The sequence below is a fragment of the Micromonospora palomenae genome (genome assembly GCF_007829925.1).
In the GTDB taxonomy this organism is placed as follows: Bacteria; Actinomycetota; Actinomycetes; order Mycobacteriales; family Micromonosporaceae; genus Micromonospora; species Micromonospora purpureochromogenes.
Window position 1 is genome coordinate 116,647 of record NZ_VIXA01000004.1, and the last position, 14,265, is coordinate 130,911.

General features: G+C 75.2%; 12 protein-coding genes. 5 read left to right on the forward strand and 7 right to left on the reverse strand.

All coding sequences use genetic code 11. The annotated features are described in order from the left end of the window. Positions 1 to 25: 25 nt before the first annotated feature. Positions 26 to 709 (reverse strand): iron-dependent transcriptional repressor DtxR, encoded by a 684-nt coding sequence (locus tag FHX75_RS25210; protein WP_154942843.1) that lies wholly within the window; start codon positions 707 to 709, stop codon positions 26 to 28. Between the two features lie 94 nt (positions 710 to 803). Between FHX75_RS25210 and FHX75_RS25215 the strand changes: the two genes are divergently transcribed. From FHX75_RS25215 to FHX75_RS25225, 3 genes are read left to right on the forward strand one after another with little or no spacing between them, the layout of a single operon-like run. Continuing rightward, entirely contained in the window at positions 804 to 1,661 is an 858-nt protein-coding gene (locus FHX75_RS25215; RefSeq protein ID WP_154942844.1) for a sulfurtransferase, read from the forward strand. Between the two features lie 48 nt (positions 1,662 to 1,709). After that, positions 1,710 to 2,891, forward strand: a complete 1,182-nt coding sequence (locus tag FHX75_RS25220) for an acetoin utilization protein AcuC (protein ID WP_154942845.1) — start codon at positions 1,710 to 1,712, stop codon at positions 2,889 to 2,891. Between the two features lie 28 nt (positions 2,892 to 2,919). Next, positions 2,920 to 5,475 carry a bifunctional acetate--CoA ligase family protein/GNAT family N-acetyltransferase gene (locus FHX75_RS25225; protein WP_154942846.1) on the forward strand — a complete coding sequence of 852 codons (2,556 nt, stop codon included), beginning with the start codon at positions 2,920 to 2,922 and terminating at the stop codon, positions 5,473 to 5,475. 8 nt (positions 5,476 to 5,483) lie between these two features. On the opposite strand, the gene FHX75_RS25230 is transcribed toward FHX75_RS25225, so the two are convergent. Both FHX75_RS25230 and sigB read right to left on the reverse strand, forming a co-directional pair. Next, entirely contained in the window at positions 5,484 to 5,891 is a 408-nt protein-coding gene (locus tag FHX75_RS25230; protein WP_154942847.1) for a VOC family protein, read from the reverse strand. 92 nt (positions 5,892 to 5,983) lie between these two features. Beyond that, the gene (gene sigB, locus FHX75_RS25235; RefSeq protein WP_425463538.1) at positions 5,984 to 7,000 is read right to left on the reverse strand and encodes an RNA polymerase sigma factor SigB; all 1,017 of its coding nucleotides are present in this window, start codon (positions 6,998 to 7,000) and stop codon (positions 5,984 to 5,986) included. A gap of 222 nt (positions 7,001 to 7,222) precedes the next feature. On the opposite strand from sigB, the gene FHX75_RS25240 reads away from it, so the two are divergent. Next, the gene (locus tag FHX75_RS25240; RefSeq protein WP_154943150.1) at positions 7,223 to 8,011 is read left to right on the forward strand and encodes a sporulation protein; all 789 of its coding nucleotides are present in this window, start codon (positions 7,223 to 7,225) and stop codon (positions 8,009 to 8,011) included. Between the two features lie 145 nt (positions 8,012 to 8,156). Here the strand turns inward: FHX75_RS25240 and dtd are convergent, their stop codons facing one another. Further along, a complete protein-coding gene (gene dtd, locus FHX75_RS25245) occupies positions 8,157 to 8,579 on the reverse strand; it encodes a D-aminoacyl-tRNA deacylase (RefSeq protein WP_154942848.1) in 423 nt (140 codons plus the stop codon). Between the two features lie 103 nt (positions 8,580 to 8,682). Continuing rightward, a complete protein-coding gene (locus FHX75_RS25255; RefSeq protein WP_211364583.1) occupies positions 8,683 to 10,167 on the reverse strand; it encodes a DUF7782 domain-containing protein in 1,485 nt (494 codons plus the stop codon). 188 nt (positions 10,168 to 10,355) lie between these two features. Between FHX75_RS25255 and FHX75_RS25260 the strand changes: the two genes are divergently transcribed. Beyond that, positions 10,356 to 11,570, forward strand: coding sequence for a S8 family peptidase (locus FHX75_RS25260; protein ID WP_154942849.1), 1,215 nt, complete (start codon positions 10,356 to 10,358; stop codon positions 11,568 to 11,570). A gap of 61 nt (positions 11,571 to 11,631) precedes the next feature. On the opposite strand, the gene FHX75_RS25265 is transcribed toward FHX75_RS25260, so the two are convergent. Both FHX75_RS25265 and FHX75_RS25270 read right to left on the reverse strand, forming a co-directional pair. Next, positions 11,632 to 12,720 (reverse strand): ABC transporter ATP-binding protein, encoded by a 1,089-nt coding sequence (locus FHX75_RS25265; protein ID WP_154942850.1) that lies wholly within the window; start codon positions 12,718 to 12,720, stop codon positions 11,632 to 11,634. Continuing rightward, positions 12,717 to 14,249, reverse strand: a complete 1,533-nt coding sequence (locus FHX75_RS25270; RefSeq protein WP_154942851.1) for an ABC transporter permease — start codon at positions 14,247 to 14,249, stop codon at positions 12,717 to 12,719. Before FHX75_RS25270 ends, FHX75_RS25265 begins: the two co-directional genes overlap by 4 nt. Positions 14,250 to 14,265: the final 16 nt, after the last annotated feature.

Genomic DNA, 14,265 nt, shown 5'->3' on the forward strand with positions numbered 1-14,265 from the left:
CCCGGAGAGCAGGCGGCCCGAGCCGTCAGTGCGCGGCGACGAAGACCCGCGAGGCGACCTCGCGGGGCAGCCGGACCCGCTCGCCCGAGCGGTCGATGAACACCCCGTCCCGCTCCTGCGCGACGGTGACCGTGGCGCCCGGGTCGACCCCGGCGGCGTGCAGCTGGCGCAGCACGTCGGCGTCGGTCTGCACGCTCTCGCAGATCCGCCGGACCACGACCGTCCCGGACAGGCCGGGGAAGGCCAGGTTGCGCTCACCCTCGACCGTGTCGGCCTCGGGCTCCGGCGAGCCCAGCTCCTCCAGCCCGGGGATCGGGTTGCCGTACGGCGAGCGGGTGGGCCGGTTGAGCAGGTCGTAGACCCGCTTCTCGACGGCGTCGCTCATCACGTGCTCCCACCGGCAGGCCTCCTCGTGGGCCTCCTCGTAGGGCATCCCGATCACGTTGACCAGCAGCAGCTCGGCGAGGCGGTGCTTGCGCATCACGGAGACGGCGCTGTTGCGACCCAGCGGGGTCAGCGTCAGGTGCCGGTCGCCCTCGACGGTGAGCAGCCCGTCGCGCTCCATCCGGGCGACGGTCTGGCTGACGGTGGGCCCGCTCTGGCGCAGCCGCTCGGCGATCCGCGCGCGTAGCGGCGGCACACCCTCCTCCTCGAGCTCGAGGATGGTGCGAAGGTACATCTCGGTCGTGTCGACCAAATCGTGTTTCACGTCAGCCCTCCGGTGCACGATGCTACCCCGCAGCCCCGACAACGGCCGCTGCCGAACCGCCAGGTCGCTGCCCGGATGGTGTTGACTGGTCGCCATGTCCGGAACTCAGGAGCCGCTGATCGAGGTCGAGCAGCTCGCCGCCGCGCTCGCCGAGCCCGACCCGCCCACCCTGCTCGACGTGCGCTGGCGGCTGACCGGCCCGCCCGGCCGCGAGGACTACGCCGCAGGTCACCTGCCCGGCGCGGTCTTCGTGGACCTGGACACCGCGCTCTGCGGCCCGCCCGGCGCCGCCGGCCGGCACCCGCTGCCCGACCCGGCCGCCCTGCAGGCCGTGCTGCGGGCCGCCGGCGTCCGCGCCGGTCACCCCGTCGTCGTGTACGACGGCGGCGACGGCATGTCCGCCGCCCGCGCCTGGTGGACCCTGCGCTGGGCCGGTCACCGACCGGTACGGCTGCTGCACGGCGGGTGGCCGGCCTGGCTCGCCGCCGGCCTGCCCACCTCCACCGAGGCGCCCGCCCCGCCACCGGGTGACGTGACCGTCCGCCCCGGTGCCCTGCCGGTGCTGGACACCGCCGCCGCGGCGGCGCTCGCCGCCGCCGACGAAGGCGTCCTCCTCGACGTCCGGGCCGCGCCCCGCTACCGGGGCGAGACCGAGCCGATCGACCCCGTCGCCGGGCACGTGCCGGGCGCGGTGAACCTGCCCGCCCCGGAGTACGTCACCGAGGGGCGGTTCCCGGCCGCCGAGGCGCTGCGCGAGCGGTTCGCCGCCGCCGGGGTGACCGAGGGCACGCCGGTCGGCGCGTACTGCGGATCGGGGGTGACCGCCGCGCAGGCGGTGCTCGCCCTGCACCTGGCGGGGCGACCGGACGCCGCGCTCTACGTCGGCTCGTGGAGCAACTGGGTGGCCGACCCGGACCGGCCGGTGGCCACCGGGGAGACATCACCCCGCTGAGCAGCGCGTGCGGTGGGCGGCCGGCGGCCCTCGTGCGACGATGACCTCATGTCGGACGACACAGTGGTGGTGTGGGACGAGGCCCTGCTCGCCTACGACATGGGAGAGCACCCACTCGACCCGGTACGGGTCGAGCTGACCATGGCGCTGGCCCGGGAGCTGGGTGTCCTCGACCGGCCCGGGGTCCGCCTGGTCCGGCCGACGCCGGCCGACGACGCGCTGCTCACCCGGGTGCACCAGCCGGACTACCTGGACGCCGTCCGGGCCGCGCCGCGCGACCCGCTCTTCGCCGGCTACGGGCTGGGCACCTCCGACAATCCCGTCTTCGAGGGGATGCACGAGTCCAGCGCGCTGATCGCCGGGGCCAGCGTCACCGCCGCCGAGGCGGTCTGGCGGGGCGAGGCCCGCCGCGCGGTGAACGTGGCCGGTGGGCTGCACCACGCCATGCCGGACCGGGCCGCCGGCTTCTGCGTCTACAACGACCCGGCGGTGGCCATCGCCCGCCTGCTCGACCTGGGCGCCGAGCGGGTCGCGTACGTGGACGTGGACGTGCACCACGGCGACGGCGTGCAGGAGATGTTCTACCGCGACCCGCGGGTGCTCACGGTCAGCCTGCACGAGACCCCGCTGGCGCTCTTCCCCGGCACCGGTTTCCCCGACGAGACCGGCGGTCCGGGCGCGGAGGGCAGCGCGGTGAACGTGCCGCTGCCGCCCGGCATCAACGACGCCGGCTGGCAGCGCGCCTTCCACGCGATCGTGCCGTCGGTGCTGCGCGCGTTCCGGCCGCAGATCCTCGTGACCCAGTGCGGCGCGGACGGGCACCGGATGGACCCGCTGGCCGACCTGCACCTCACCGTCGACGGACAGCGCGCCACCTACCTGGCCCTGCGGGCGCTCGCCGACGAGCTCTGCGAGGGTCGCTGGGTCGCCACCGGCGGCGGCGGGTACGCGCTGGCCGAGGTGGTGCCCCGGGCGTGGACCCACCTGCTGGCCATCGCCGGCGGCGACCCGATCGCGCCGGCCACCCTGACCCCGCCGGCCTGGCGGGAGCTGGTCGCCAAGCGGCTGCCCGGCCGGGAGATCCCGCTGCGGATGACCGACGACGTCGACCCGGCGTACGAGCCGTGGCAGCCGACCGGCGAGCCGACCTCCGTGGACCGGGCGATCGCCGCCACCCGCAAGGCGGTCTTCCCGCTGGTCGGGCTCGACCCCCACGATCCGCGCGACTGAGCCGGTGGCCTGGGGAGGGGACCGACCGGTGACCACTGTCGACCAACCGGTGGACGTGCTGCTCAGCGACGGCAGCACCGTCCAGCTGCGCCCGATCCGCCCCGCGGACGGGCCGGGGATCGTGGCCATGCACTCGCGCTTCTCCGAGCGCACCCGCTACCTGCGCTACTTCTCCCCGTACCCGCGCATCCCCGACCGCGACCTGCAGCGCTTCATCAACGTCGACCACCGCGACCGGGAGGCCTTCGTGGTGCTCGCCGGGGACCGGATCGTCGCCGTCGGCCGGTACGAGCGGCTCGGCCCGGAAGCCCCGGAGGCCGAGGTGGCGTTCGTGGTCGAGGACGCCTACCAGGGGCGGGGGATCGGCTCGGTGCTGCTGGAGCACCTCGCCGACGCGGCCCGGCGCGCCGGCATCGTGCACTTCGTCGCCGAGGTGCTGCCCGCCAACGGCGCCATGCTGCGGGTCTTCTCCGACTTCGGTTACCAGGTCCAGCGCCAGTTCGCCGACGGCGTGGTGCACCTGAGCTTCCCGATCGCGCCCACCGAGTCGACGCTGGAGGTGCAGCGCGGTCGGGAGCACCGCACCGAGGCCCGCTCGATCGCCCGGCTGCTCGCCCCGCGCGGCATCGCCGTCTACGGCGCCAGCGCCACCGGGCAGGGCGTCGGCGCGGCCGTGCTCGGGCACCTGCGCGACGGCGGCTACCCCGGCGCGATCGTGCCGGTGCACCCGAGTGCGGCCACCGTGGCCGGGCTGCCCGCGTACCCGTCGGCGGCCGACGCCGGTCTCGACATCGACCTGGCGGTCGTGGCCGTGGCCCCCGACGCGGCGCCCCTGGTGGTCGCGGACGCCGCCGCCGCCGGCGCGCACGGCCTGGTGGTCATCTCCGCCGGCTTCGCCGAGGCCGGTGGCGAGGGCGCGGCGGCGCAGCGCGCGCTGGTCCGCGCCGCGCACGCCGCCGGCATGCGGGTGGTCGGCCCGAACTGCCTGGGCGTGGCCAACACCGACGAGAAGGTACGCCTCAACGCCACCCTCGCCCCCGTCCTGCCGGCTCCCGGCCGGGTCGGCCTGTTCAGCCAGTCCGGTGTGTTCGGCGTGGCGCTGCTCGCCGAGGCGCAGCGGCGCGGGCTCGGCCTGTCCAGCTTCGTCTCGGCCGGCAACCGGGCCGACGTCTCCGGCAACGACCTGCTCCAGTACTGGCAGGACGACCCCGGCACCGACGTGATCCTGCTCTACCTGGAGACCTTCGGGAACCCGCGCAAGTTCGCCCGGCTGGCCCGGCGGATCGGCCGGGACAAGCCGGTGGTCGCGCTCGCCTCGCTGGCCCGCCCGGCCGGCCTCGGCGCGGGGCCGGCGCTGGACGCCGCCGCGGTCAGCGCGCTCTTCGCCCAGTCCGGGGTGATCCGGGTGGACACCGTCGCCGAGCTGCTCGACGTCGGTCTGCTGCTGGCCCGCCAGCCGCTGCCCGCCGACCCCCGGGTCGGCGTGGTCGGCAACTCCTCGGCGTTGACCGGGCTCGCCGCCACCGCCTGCGCCGCCCAGGGGCTCACCGTCGCCGACGGGTACCCGCGCGACGTCGGCCCGCACGCGGGCACCGCCGAGTTCAGCACGGCGCTGGCCGAGGCGACCGCGGACCCGGGGGTGGACGCGCTGGTCGCCGTCTTCGCCCCGCCGCTGCCCGGCCAGGTCACCATGGAGGAGGCGGACTTCACCGCCGCCCTGCCGACCGCGCTCGCCGCCGGCAAGCCCACCGTGGCGACGTTCCTGGCCGGGCGGGTGCCGGCCGGCGTGCCGGCGTACCCGAGCGTGGAGGAGGCGGTGCGGGCCCTGGCCCGGGTCACCACGTACGCGGCCTGGCTGCGCCGGGACCCGGGCACGCTGCCCGACCTGCCCCGGGTGGACCCCGTCGCCGGGCAGGCCGCGCTGCGCGCCGACGCCACCGACCCGGCCGGGCTGCTCGCCGCGTACGGGATCGACGTGGTCGGCTCCGCGCCGGCCGCCACGGCCGACGAGGCGGTGGCCGCCGCCGACCGGCTCGGCTGGCCGGTGGCGCTCAAGGCCGCCGCCGCCGGTTTGCGGCACCGGCTCGACCTCGGCGCGGTACGCCTCGACCTGGCCGACCCGGTCGCGCTGCGCCGCGCGTACGCCGAGATGGCTCCGGTCTTCGGCCCGGACGTGCTGGTCCAGCCGATGGTCCCGCCCGGGGTGGCGTGCGTGGTGGAGCTGCTGGAGGACCCGGCGTTCGGGCCGGTGGTCGGCTTCGGTCTGGGCGGCGTCGCCACCGAACTGCTCGGCGACCGGGCCTGGCGGGCGGTGCCGCTGACCGACCGGGACGCCGCCGAGCTGGTCGACGAGCCACGGGCCGCGCCGCTGCTGCGCGGGCACCGGGGCGCGGCGCCGGTGGACCGGGCGGCCCTGGTCGACCTGCTGCTGCGGGTCGGCCGGCTCGCCGACGAGCAGCCCCGGGTCCGGTCGCTGACGTTGAACCCGGTGCTGGCCCGGCCGGACGGCATCTCGGTGCTGCACGCCGGCGTCCGGATCGGCTCGGCGGGCGCCCGCCCGGACACCGGCCCCCGGCGCCTCTGAGTCGCGGCTCAGCCGCGGCTGGAGATCTGCTGCACGCCCCAGGCGTTGCCGTCCGGGTCGGTGAAGAAGACGAAGCCCACATTGTCCAGCGGGTGCGGCACCGGCCGGGGATTCTGGCCCAGCACCTGGATCTCGCTGACCTCCACGCCCCGCGCGACCAGCTCCGCGCGCGCCTTCTCCACGTCGGGCACCACCAGTTGGAGGCCCTTGAGCGAGCCCGGCGGCATGTCGGGCACCGCGCCGCGGCCGATCACGATCGAGCAGCCGGAACCCGGGGGAGTGAGCTGCACGATGCGTACGTCGTCGCCGATCCGGGTGTCGTGGTCGACGACGAAGCCGAGCCGGTCGGCGTAGAACTCCTTGGCCCGGTCGATGTCGCTGACCGGCACCACCACCACTTCCAGCGTCCAATTCATACGCCGACCCTGCCCGACCGGTACGACATCACCCAAGCGCCACACGCCGGAAGGCCCCGGCGAACCGCCGGGGCCTTCCGCTCAGGGGTGGGTCAGCAGGCGTACGCCTCCAGCCGCTGCGCCCGCTCCGGGGCGCGCAGCTTGAGCAGCGTCACCTTCTCGATCTGCCGGATCCGCTCCCGGGACAGGCCGAACTCCTTGCCCACCTCGTCCAGGGTGCGCTGCCGGCCGTCGTCCAGGCCGAACCGCAGCCGGATCACCGCCTGCTCCCGCTGGGAGAGGGTGGCCAGCACGATGCTCACCTCGTTGCGCAGCTCACCGTTGGCGGCCGCGTCACCCGGCTCCTCGCGCGGGTCCACCGCGGCGACGAAGTCACCCAGCGCGCTCTCGCCGTCCTCGCCGACGGCCTGGTCCAGGCTGACCGGCTCCCGGTCGTACGAGATCAGCTCGATCACCTGGTACTCGGGGATCTCCAGGGCGACGGCCACCTCGGCCACGGTGGGCTCCCGGCCCAGCGAGACCGACAGCTCGCGGCGGACCCGGACCATCCGGTTGACCTGCTCGACCATGTGCACCGGGATGCGGATGGTGCGGGCCTGGTCGGCCATCGCCCGGGTGATCGCCTGCCGGATCCACCAGGTGGCGTACGTGGAGAACTTGTAGCCCTTGGCGTAGTCGAACTTCTCCACCGCGCGGATCAGGCCGAGGTTGCCCTCCTGGATCAGGTCCAGGAACGCCATCCCGCGCCCGGTGTAGCGCTTGGCGATGCTCACCACCAGCCGGAGGTTGGCCTCCAGCAGGTGGTCCTTGGCGGCGCGGCCCTGCGCCACGATCAGCTCCAGGTCACTCTTCAGCTCGGCGGAGACCGGGGTGCAGGCGGAGAGCTTCTCCTCGGCGAACAGCCCCGCCTCGATCCGCTTCGCCAGCTCGACCTCCTGCGCGGCGGTCAGCAGCTTCGTCCGGCCGATCCCGTTGAGGTACGCCCGGACGAGGTCGGTGGAGATGCCGCGCTCGTCGGTCGCGTCCAGGTCGGTCAGGGTCTCCGGGCCGTGCTCGGCGTCAATGGTGGTGGCCGGGCGCGTCTGGTTCTCGATCATCTGCAGGGCCATCTCAGTTTCTCCCCGTGTCCGCTTCTGTGCCGCGTACCGGCCCCAGTGGTGCCGGTGACAGACAGCTTTCCAACCGGGGCGTGAAACGGGAGTGAGGCGATCGGGGACCCGACAGCAATCCGGTCGGTCGCCGGGTGTCGTCGCCCGGTCCGCTTGCCGGCGACGGTTACCGTGCCAGCGGTCGGCCACCGGGGCCGGCCGGAACAGGCGACGGAGGACGTGGTGGTCTTCAAGCGGCTCATGCAGGCGATGGGTGTGGGTGGTCCCTCGGTGGAAACCGTGCTGGCCAACCCGAACTGCCGTCCGGGCGGTCAACTGGAGGGACGGATCCAGGTGGCCGGCGGGGACCACCAGGTGGACGTCTCCTATGTGGCCCTCGGCCTGGTCACCCGGGTCGAGGTGGAGGGCGCCGACTCCGAGTACGACACCACGCAGGAGTTCGGTCGCCGCCAGGTCACCGGCCCGTTCCGGCTGGAGCCCGGCCAGCGGTACGACATCCCGTTCCGCTTCGACGTGCCCTGGGAGACCCCGCTGACCGACCTGTACGGGCACCACCTGCACGGGATGACGATGGGTCTGCGTACCGAGCTGGAGGTGGCGCGGGCCGTCGACAAGGGCGACCTGGACCCGGTGGCGGTGCACCCGCTGCCGGCGCAGGAGCGGCTGCTGGAGGCGCTGCTGCGGCTGGGCTTCCGGTTCGCCCGGGCCGACGTCGAGCGGGGGCACATCTACGGCGTACGGCAGAGCCTGCCGTTCTACCAGGAGATCGAGTTCCACCCCGCGCCGCAGTACGCCCGCGCGATCAACCAGCTGGAGCTGACCTTCATCAGCGACCCGCAGCAGACCCAGGTGGTGCTGGAGATCGACAAGCGCGGCGGCATCCTCACCGAGGGGCGCGACGCCTTCGGCCGCTTCACCGTCGACCACGCCACCCTGGACCGCACCGACTGGGCCGCCCAGCTCGACGGCTGGCTCCGCCAGTCCATCCAACGCCGCGGCCTCTTCTTCTGACCCTCCCCACCCCCGGCCCCGGCCCTGCCCCCGCCCGCCCGGTGCCGGTGATCAAGAAGTTTGCGTCAGAAAAGCGGGCTCGGCTGACGCAAACTTCTTGATCAACGAGGCGGAGGCCGGGGGCGGGGGGCGGTAGGGGTGGGGGTCAGAGGTCGAGGAGGAGGGTGCGGGGGCCGATGTTGACGCTCTCCACCAGCATGTGGGCGCGGAAGCGGCCCGTCTCGACCTTGGCGCCGCGGTCGCGGAGCGCCTCCACCACCGCCGTCACCAGGGGTTCGGCGACCTCGGCGGGGGCGGCGGCGGTCCAGCTCGGACGCCGGCCCTTGCGGGCGTCGCCGTAGAGGGTGAACTGGCTGACCACCAGGATCGGGGCGCCGGTGTCGGCGGCGCTGCGGTCGTCGTCGAGGATGCGCAGCTCGTGGATCTTGCGGGCCATCGTCTGCGCCACCTGCGGCGTGTCGGCGTGCGTCACGCCGAGCAGCACCAGCAGCCCGTCGTCGATCTGGCCGACCACCGCGCCGTCGACCGTCACGCTGGCCCGGCCGACCGTCTGCACCACCGCCCGCATCAGCGGACCCCCCTTCGGCCGCCTCCCGGCACCCCCGGCACCCCCGGCACCCCCGGCACCCCCGGCACCGCCGGCACCGCCGGCACCGCCGGCGCGACCCGCGTCACGCCGTCACCGGCTCGATGATGCCGCGTTCGATCAGGTGCGCCACGATCGGGCCGGCCGCCTCGGCCAGCTCCTGCCGGGTCACGTCGTGCGCGGCGGCCAGCAGGGCGAGCTGGTCGCGCAGCGCCAACCGGCCGTCGCAGCCGCCGACCAGCGCCAGCACCAGCGGGTCGACCTCCTCGCTCCAGCGCAGCCCGTGCGGCATCGTGAGGACCTGCCGGTCCACCGCCCACCCCTCGTCGCCCATGGTGGCCTCCTGCCGCAGCTGGAGCCCCTCGGCGGCCCGGTAGCGCTCGGCGAGCAGCGCGTCGGTGTCGCGTACCCGGAGGAAGTCCTGGCGGTCGAACCAGGTGGCGACCCGGTCACCCATCGGCGGTTCCACCCGCTGGCGCAGGTCCTCCACCCGGATCACCGGGTCGGCGTGCCCGGACCGGCGCAGCGAGACGATGCCGAAGCCGATCGCCTCCACCTTGTGCGCGTCGAACCAGTCCAGCCAGGCCGCCATCCGTTGCGGGTCGGTCGCCTCGCCGACGTCGGTGAGCCAGAGGTTGACGTACGCCATCGGGTCGGCCACCTCGCGCTGGATCACCCAGGCGTCCAGGCCGGTACCCGCGAACCAGCCGGTCACCCGCTCGTGCCACTCCTCGCCGGCCACGTGCACCCAGTTCGCCAGGTACTGCATGGTGCCGCCCTCGGTGAGCAGGCCCGGCGCGGCGGCGGCCAGCTCGGCCCCGATCGCGTCGCCGACCCGCCCGGAGTCGCGGTAGACGTGGGTGGTGGTGCCCGGGCCGACAACGAACGGTGGATTGCTCACCACCAGGTCGAAGCGGCGTCCGGCGACCGGGGCGACCAGGTCGCCGCGGAGCAGCTCCCAGTCCTGGCCGTTGAGCGCGGCGGTCGTGGCGGCGAAGCGCAGCGCCCGCTCGGAGACGTCGGTGGCGGTGACCCGGTCCGCGTGGGTGGCCAGGTGCAGCGCCTGGACGCCGGAGCCGGTGCCCAGGTCCAGCGCGGTCTGCACCGGCCGCCGGACGGTGGCGCCGATCAGCGTCTGGGTGGCGCCGCCGATGCCGAGCACGTGCTCGCTGTGCAGCGGCCGGCCGGGGCGGGCGCTGGCCGGAACGTCGGCGAGGACCCACCAGTCGTCCCCGTACGGTTCCAGGTCGACGCCGGCGCGCAGGCCGTCGCCGTGCCGTTCGACCAGCCCGCCGGCGAGCGCCTCGGCGAGGTCCAGCGGGGCGAGCGCGGCGGCGACCGCCGCCTCGGGCTCGGTCTGGTCGCAGATGAAGACCCGGATCAGCGTGGCGAGCGGGTCGCGGTCCTCGGTGGCGCGCAGGGCGGCGCGGAAGTCGTTGCGGGCCACCGCGCCGGTGGCCTGCGCGCCGAGCCGGCCGGCGATCCCGTTCGAGGTGAAGTCCGCCCGGGTCAGCGCGGTGCGCAGCGCCTCGACGCCGGCGGGGGAGAGCAGCATGTCGTGTCGTTCCACGTCGCCATCCTGCCCCCCGACGGCGGTCGATCGGCCGGCACCCGCGACATCCATACCGCGAGCTGTATTGATTGGTCGTTATCTCTTTTATGGCCATCAATGTATGGCTAGCATCTGCCCCAACATCCGTCGATGGGCGTCCCGGCGGCCACCAGCCTGCCCGGGGCGTACCGGTAGGGAGTCAGACGATGTCAGCACTGCCCGTCCCCCGCGCGATCCGCGCCCTCGCCGTCACGGCCGCCGCGGCGGCGCTCTCCGTCGCCGCGTCCACCCCCGCCCTCGCCGCCCCCACCGGGGAGATCCGCGGCGCGTCCGCGCCCGGCGCGATCAGCGGCAGCTACCTGGTCGTGCTGCGGACCGACGCGGTCGGCGCCGCGAACACCCTCGCCGCCCGCACCGCCGTGCCGGACCGCGCCGCCACCCTCGCCAAGCGGTACGGCGGCAGCGTCGCCGACGTCTACAGCGCCGCCCTCACCGGCTTCAGCGCGAAGCTGAGCGCCGGCCAGGCCCGCCGGCTCGCCGCCGACCCGGCCGTCGCCTACGTCGAGCAGGACCGGGTGGTCACCGTCCAGGGCACCCAGGCCAACCCGCCGTGGGGCCTGGACCGGATCGACCAGCGCAGCCTGCCGCTCAACGCCAGCTACACGTACCCGAACACGGCCTCCAACGTCCGGGCGTACATCATCGACACCGGGATCCGGACCACCCACACCGACTTCGGTGGCCGGGCCAGCTGGGGCACCAACACCGTCGACAGCAACAACACCGACTGCAACGGCCACGGCACCCACGTCGCCGGCACCGTCGGCGGCAACCGGTACGGCGTGGCGAAGGCCGTCCGCCTGATCGCGGTGAAGGTGCTCAACTGCTCGGGCAGCGGCAGCACCACCGGCGTGGTGAGCGGCATCAACTGGGTGACCGCCAACGCGGTCAAGCCTGCGGTGGCCAACATGAGCCTCGGCGGCGGCGCCAGCTCGTCCATCGACAACGCGGTGACCAACTCGGTCAACTCGGGCGTCACGTATGCGGTGGCGGCCGGCAACTCCAGCGCCAACGCCTGCAGCTACTCGCCCGCCCGGGCCGCCGCCGCGATCACCGTCGGCGCCACCACCAGCAGCGACGCCCGCGCGTCCTACTCCAACTACGGCTCCTGCGTGGACATCTTCGCGCCGGGGTCGAGCATCCTGTCCGCCTGGCGGACCAGCGACACCGCCTCCAACACCATCAGCGGCACCTCGATGGCCTCGCCGCACGTGGCCGGCGCCGCGGCGCTGGTGCTCTCGGCCAACCCGTCGTACACGCCGGCGCAGGTGGCCAGCTACCTGACCACCAACGCCACCACCGGCAGGGTGACCAACCCGGGCACGGGCTCGCCGAACCGGCTGCTCTTCGTCGTCAACTGACGGCACCGTCCGGCGCGGTCCGGTGGACACCACCCCTGTCCACCGGGCCGCGTCACGTGCTCTAGGCGACCGGATGGACCGGGCGTGGGTCCGCGGCGGCGGCCGGCGCGGGGACCGGCGTCGCCGGCCAGGCGCGGACGGTCCCGTCGACGCGTACCGCCACCTCGGCGCCGACCTCGACGGGATCGGTGGAGTCCCAGACCCGGGCGGTGACCCGGGTGTCGTCGGCCAGCCGGAGGGCGACCAACGCGTCGTGACCGTGGAAGTCGTGCCGCAGCACGGTGGCGGTCACCGCGTCGGTGCCCGACGCGGGGGCCAGGCGCAGCTGCTCCGGACGGACCAACACGGTGACCGGGCCGTCGGTCGTCGGGCCGGCGATCGGCAGGGTGCCCAGCGGCGTGCGGGCGGCCCCGGCGGAGGCGACCGCCGGCAGCAGCACCGCGTCGCCGACGAAACCCGCCACCCACTGGTCGGCCGGCTCCCGGTAGAGCGTGCCCGGCGCGGCGGACTGCACCACCCGCCCGGACCGCAGCACCACCACCCGGTCCGCCACCGACAGGGCCTCGCCCTGGTCGTGGGTGACCAGCACGGCGGTCGCCCCGTCGGCCCGCAGCGCCTCCCGGACGTCGTGCCGCAGCCCGGCGCGCAGCCCGGCGTCGAGCGCGCTGAACGGCTCGTCGAGCAGCACCAGCGACGGGCGCGGCGCCAGCGCCCGGGCCACGGCGACCCGCTGCTGCTGGCCGCCGGAGAGCTGGTGCGGCATCCGGTCGCCGTACCCGGCGAGCCCGACCAGGGCCAGCACCTCGTCGACCCGGTCGCCCCGCCGGTCGGCGCGGTCCAGCCCGTAGGAGATGTTCGCCGCGACGGTGAGGTGCGGGAAGAGGGCGCCCTCCTGCGGCACCACGGCGATCCGGCGGCGGTGCGCCGGCATGTGCCGACCGGGGCCGGCCACCTCGCGCCCGTCCACCCGGATCGCTCCGGCGTCGAGGCGTTCGAAGCCGGCCAGGCAGCGCAGCAGGGTGGTCTTGCCGCAGCCGGACGGGCCGAGGACGGCGGTCAGCGCGCCCGCCGGGACGGTCAGGTCCACGCCGTCCAGCGCGGTCACCGGGCCGTACCGCTTGACGACGCCGGTCAGCACCACCTCGCTCATCGGTCCTCCTTGTCGAGCAGGCCGCCCCGGGCGACCAGCCACCAGGTGGGCAGCGCCGAGATGACCACCAGCAGCGCCGCGTAGGGAGCGGCGGCCGCGTACGCCCCGACGGAGGTCGCCGTCCACAGCTCGGTGGCCAGGGTGTCGGTGCCGGTGGGGCGCAGCAGCAGGGTGGCCGGAAGTTCCTTCATGCCGGTGAGGAAGACCAGCGCCGCCCCCGCCCCAATCCCGGGCAGGGTCAGCGGCAGGGTGACCGTGCGCAGCACGGCCAGCGGCCCGCGCCCCAGCGAGCGGGCCACCTCCTCCAGGCCGGGTGGGGACTGGGCGGCGGCGCCCGCCACCGCGCCGACGGCCAGCGGCAGGAAGAGCGTCGCGTAGGCCAGCGCCAGCAGCCACGGCGTCTGGTACAGCGGATACGCGACGCTGATGCCGAAGAAGATCAGCGACAGCCCGATGACCACCCCGGGCAGGGCGTGGGCCAGGTAGGCGAGCCGGTCCAGCGCGGTGGCCAGCGGGCCGGGGGCGCGTGCGGTGAGCAGCCCCAGCGGCAGGGCCAGCAGCATGGTCAGCGCGGCGCCCGCCAGCGACAGCCAGAGCGAGTTGCCGGCGGCCGTGGCGACCTCGCCGAGCGCGCCGGGCCGGGACACCCCGCTGACCAACCGGCGGGCCAGGCTGAGCGCCGGCACGCCGAGCGCCAGCGCGGCCACCGCGAGCAGCGCGGCGAGCGCGGGCCAGCGGGCCGCGCCGAGGCGCAGCCGGGCGGCGGGGCGGCGGGTGCCGCCGAGCCGGGCGTACCGGGCGCCGCGCCGGCGGGTGGCGGTCTCGCCGGCCAGCAGCAGCACGGTCAGCGCCACCAGCACGCTGGAGAGCACCAGCGCGCCGGTGCGGTCGAAACCCAGGTCGAAGGCGACGAAGATGGCCCGGGTGAAGGTGTCGGCCCGCAGGATCGACACCGCGCCGAAGTCGGCCAGCACGTAGAGCGCGACGAGCAGCGCCCCGGCGGCGGTCGCCGGCCGGATCTGGCGCAGCGTGACGTCGGTGAAGGTGCGCCAGCCGCCCCGGCCCAGCGAGCGGGAGACCTCCTCCTGCGCCGGGTCCGCGCCGCGCAGCGCCGCCGCGACCGGCAGGAAGACGTACGGGTACGAGCAGAGGGTCAGCACCAGCGCGGCCGGCCAGAAGCCCTCCAGCCGGTCGAACAGCGAGACCCAGGCGAACGCGGCGATGTAGGTGGGCACGGCCAGCGGCAGCGCGGCGAGCACCGCGAAGGCGCGTCGGCCGGGCAGGTCGGTCCGGGTGACCAGCCAGGCGGCGCCCACGCCGATCAGCACGCAGGCGGTGGTGACCACGGCGGCCAGCCCGAGGCTGCGGACCGCCAGCAGTCCGACCCGCTCGGTCCACAGCTCGGCGACGACCCGGTCGGCGCCCGCCTCCGCCGTGCGTACCGCGAGGTAGACCAGGGGGATCAGGGCCACGGCGACCGCGGCGGTCGAGGCCGCGAGCAGCGCCGGGCGCGGCGCCAGCCGGCGCAACGACCCCGGTACGCCG

Coding starts and splice junctions, on each gene's coding strand:
- dtd (WP_154942848.1), bottom strand. CDS start 8,579: ATGCGGGCGGTGGTGCAGACGGTCGGCCGGGCCAGCGTGACGGTCGAC.
- FHX75_RS25260 (WP_154942849.1), top strand. CDS start 10,356: ATGTCAGCACTGCCCGTCCCCCGCGCGATCCGCGCCCTCGCCGTCACG.
- FHX75_RS25215 (WP_154942844.1), top strand. CDS start 804: ATGTCCGGAACTCAGGAGCCGCTGATCGAGGTCGAGCAGCTCGCCGCC.
- FHX75_RS25265 (WP_154942850.1), bottom strand. CDS start 12,720: ATGAGCGAGGTGGTGCTGACCGGCGTCGTCAAGCGGTACGGCCCGGTG.
- FHX75_RS25230 (WP_154942847.1), bottom strand. CDS start 5,891: ATGAATTGGACGCTGGAAGTGGTGGTGGTGCCGGTCAGCGACATCGAC.
- FHX75_RS25220 (WP_154942845.1), top strand. CDS start 1,710: ATGTCGGACGACACAGTGGTGGTGTGGGACGAGGCCCTGCTCGCCTAC.
- sigB (WP_425463538.1), bottom strand. CDS start 7,000: ATGGCCCTGCAGATGATCGAGAACCAGACGCGCCCGGCCACCACCATT.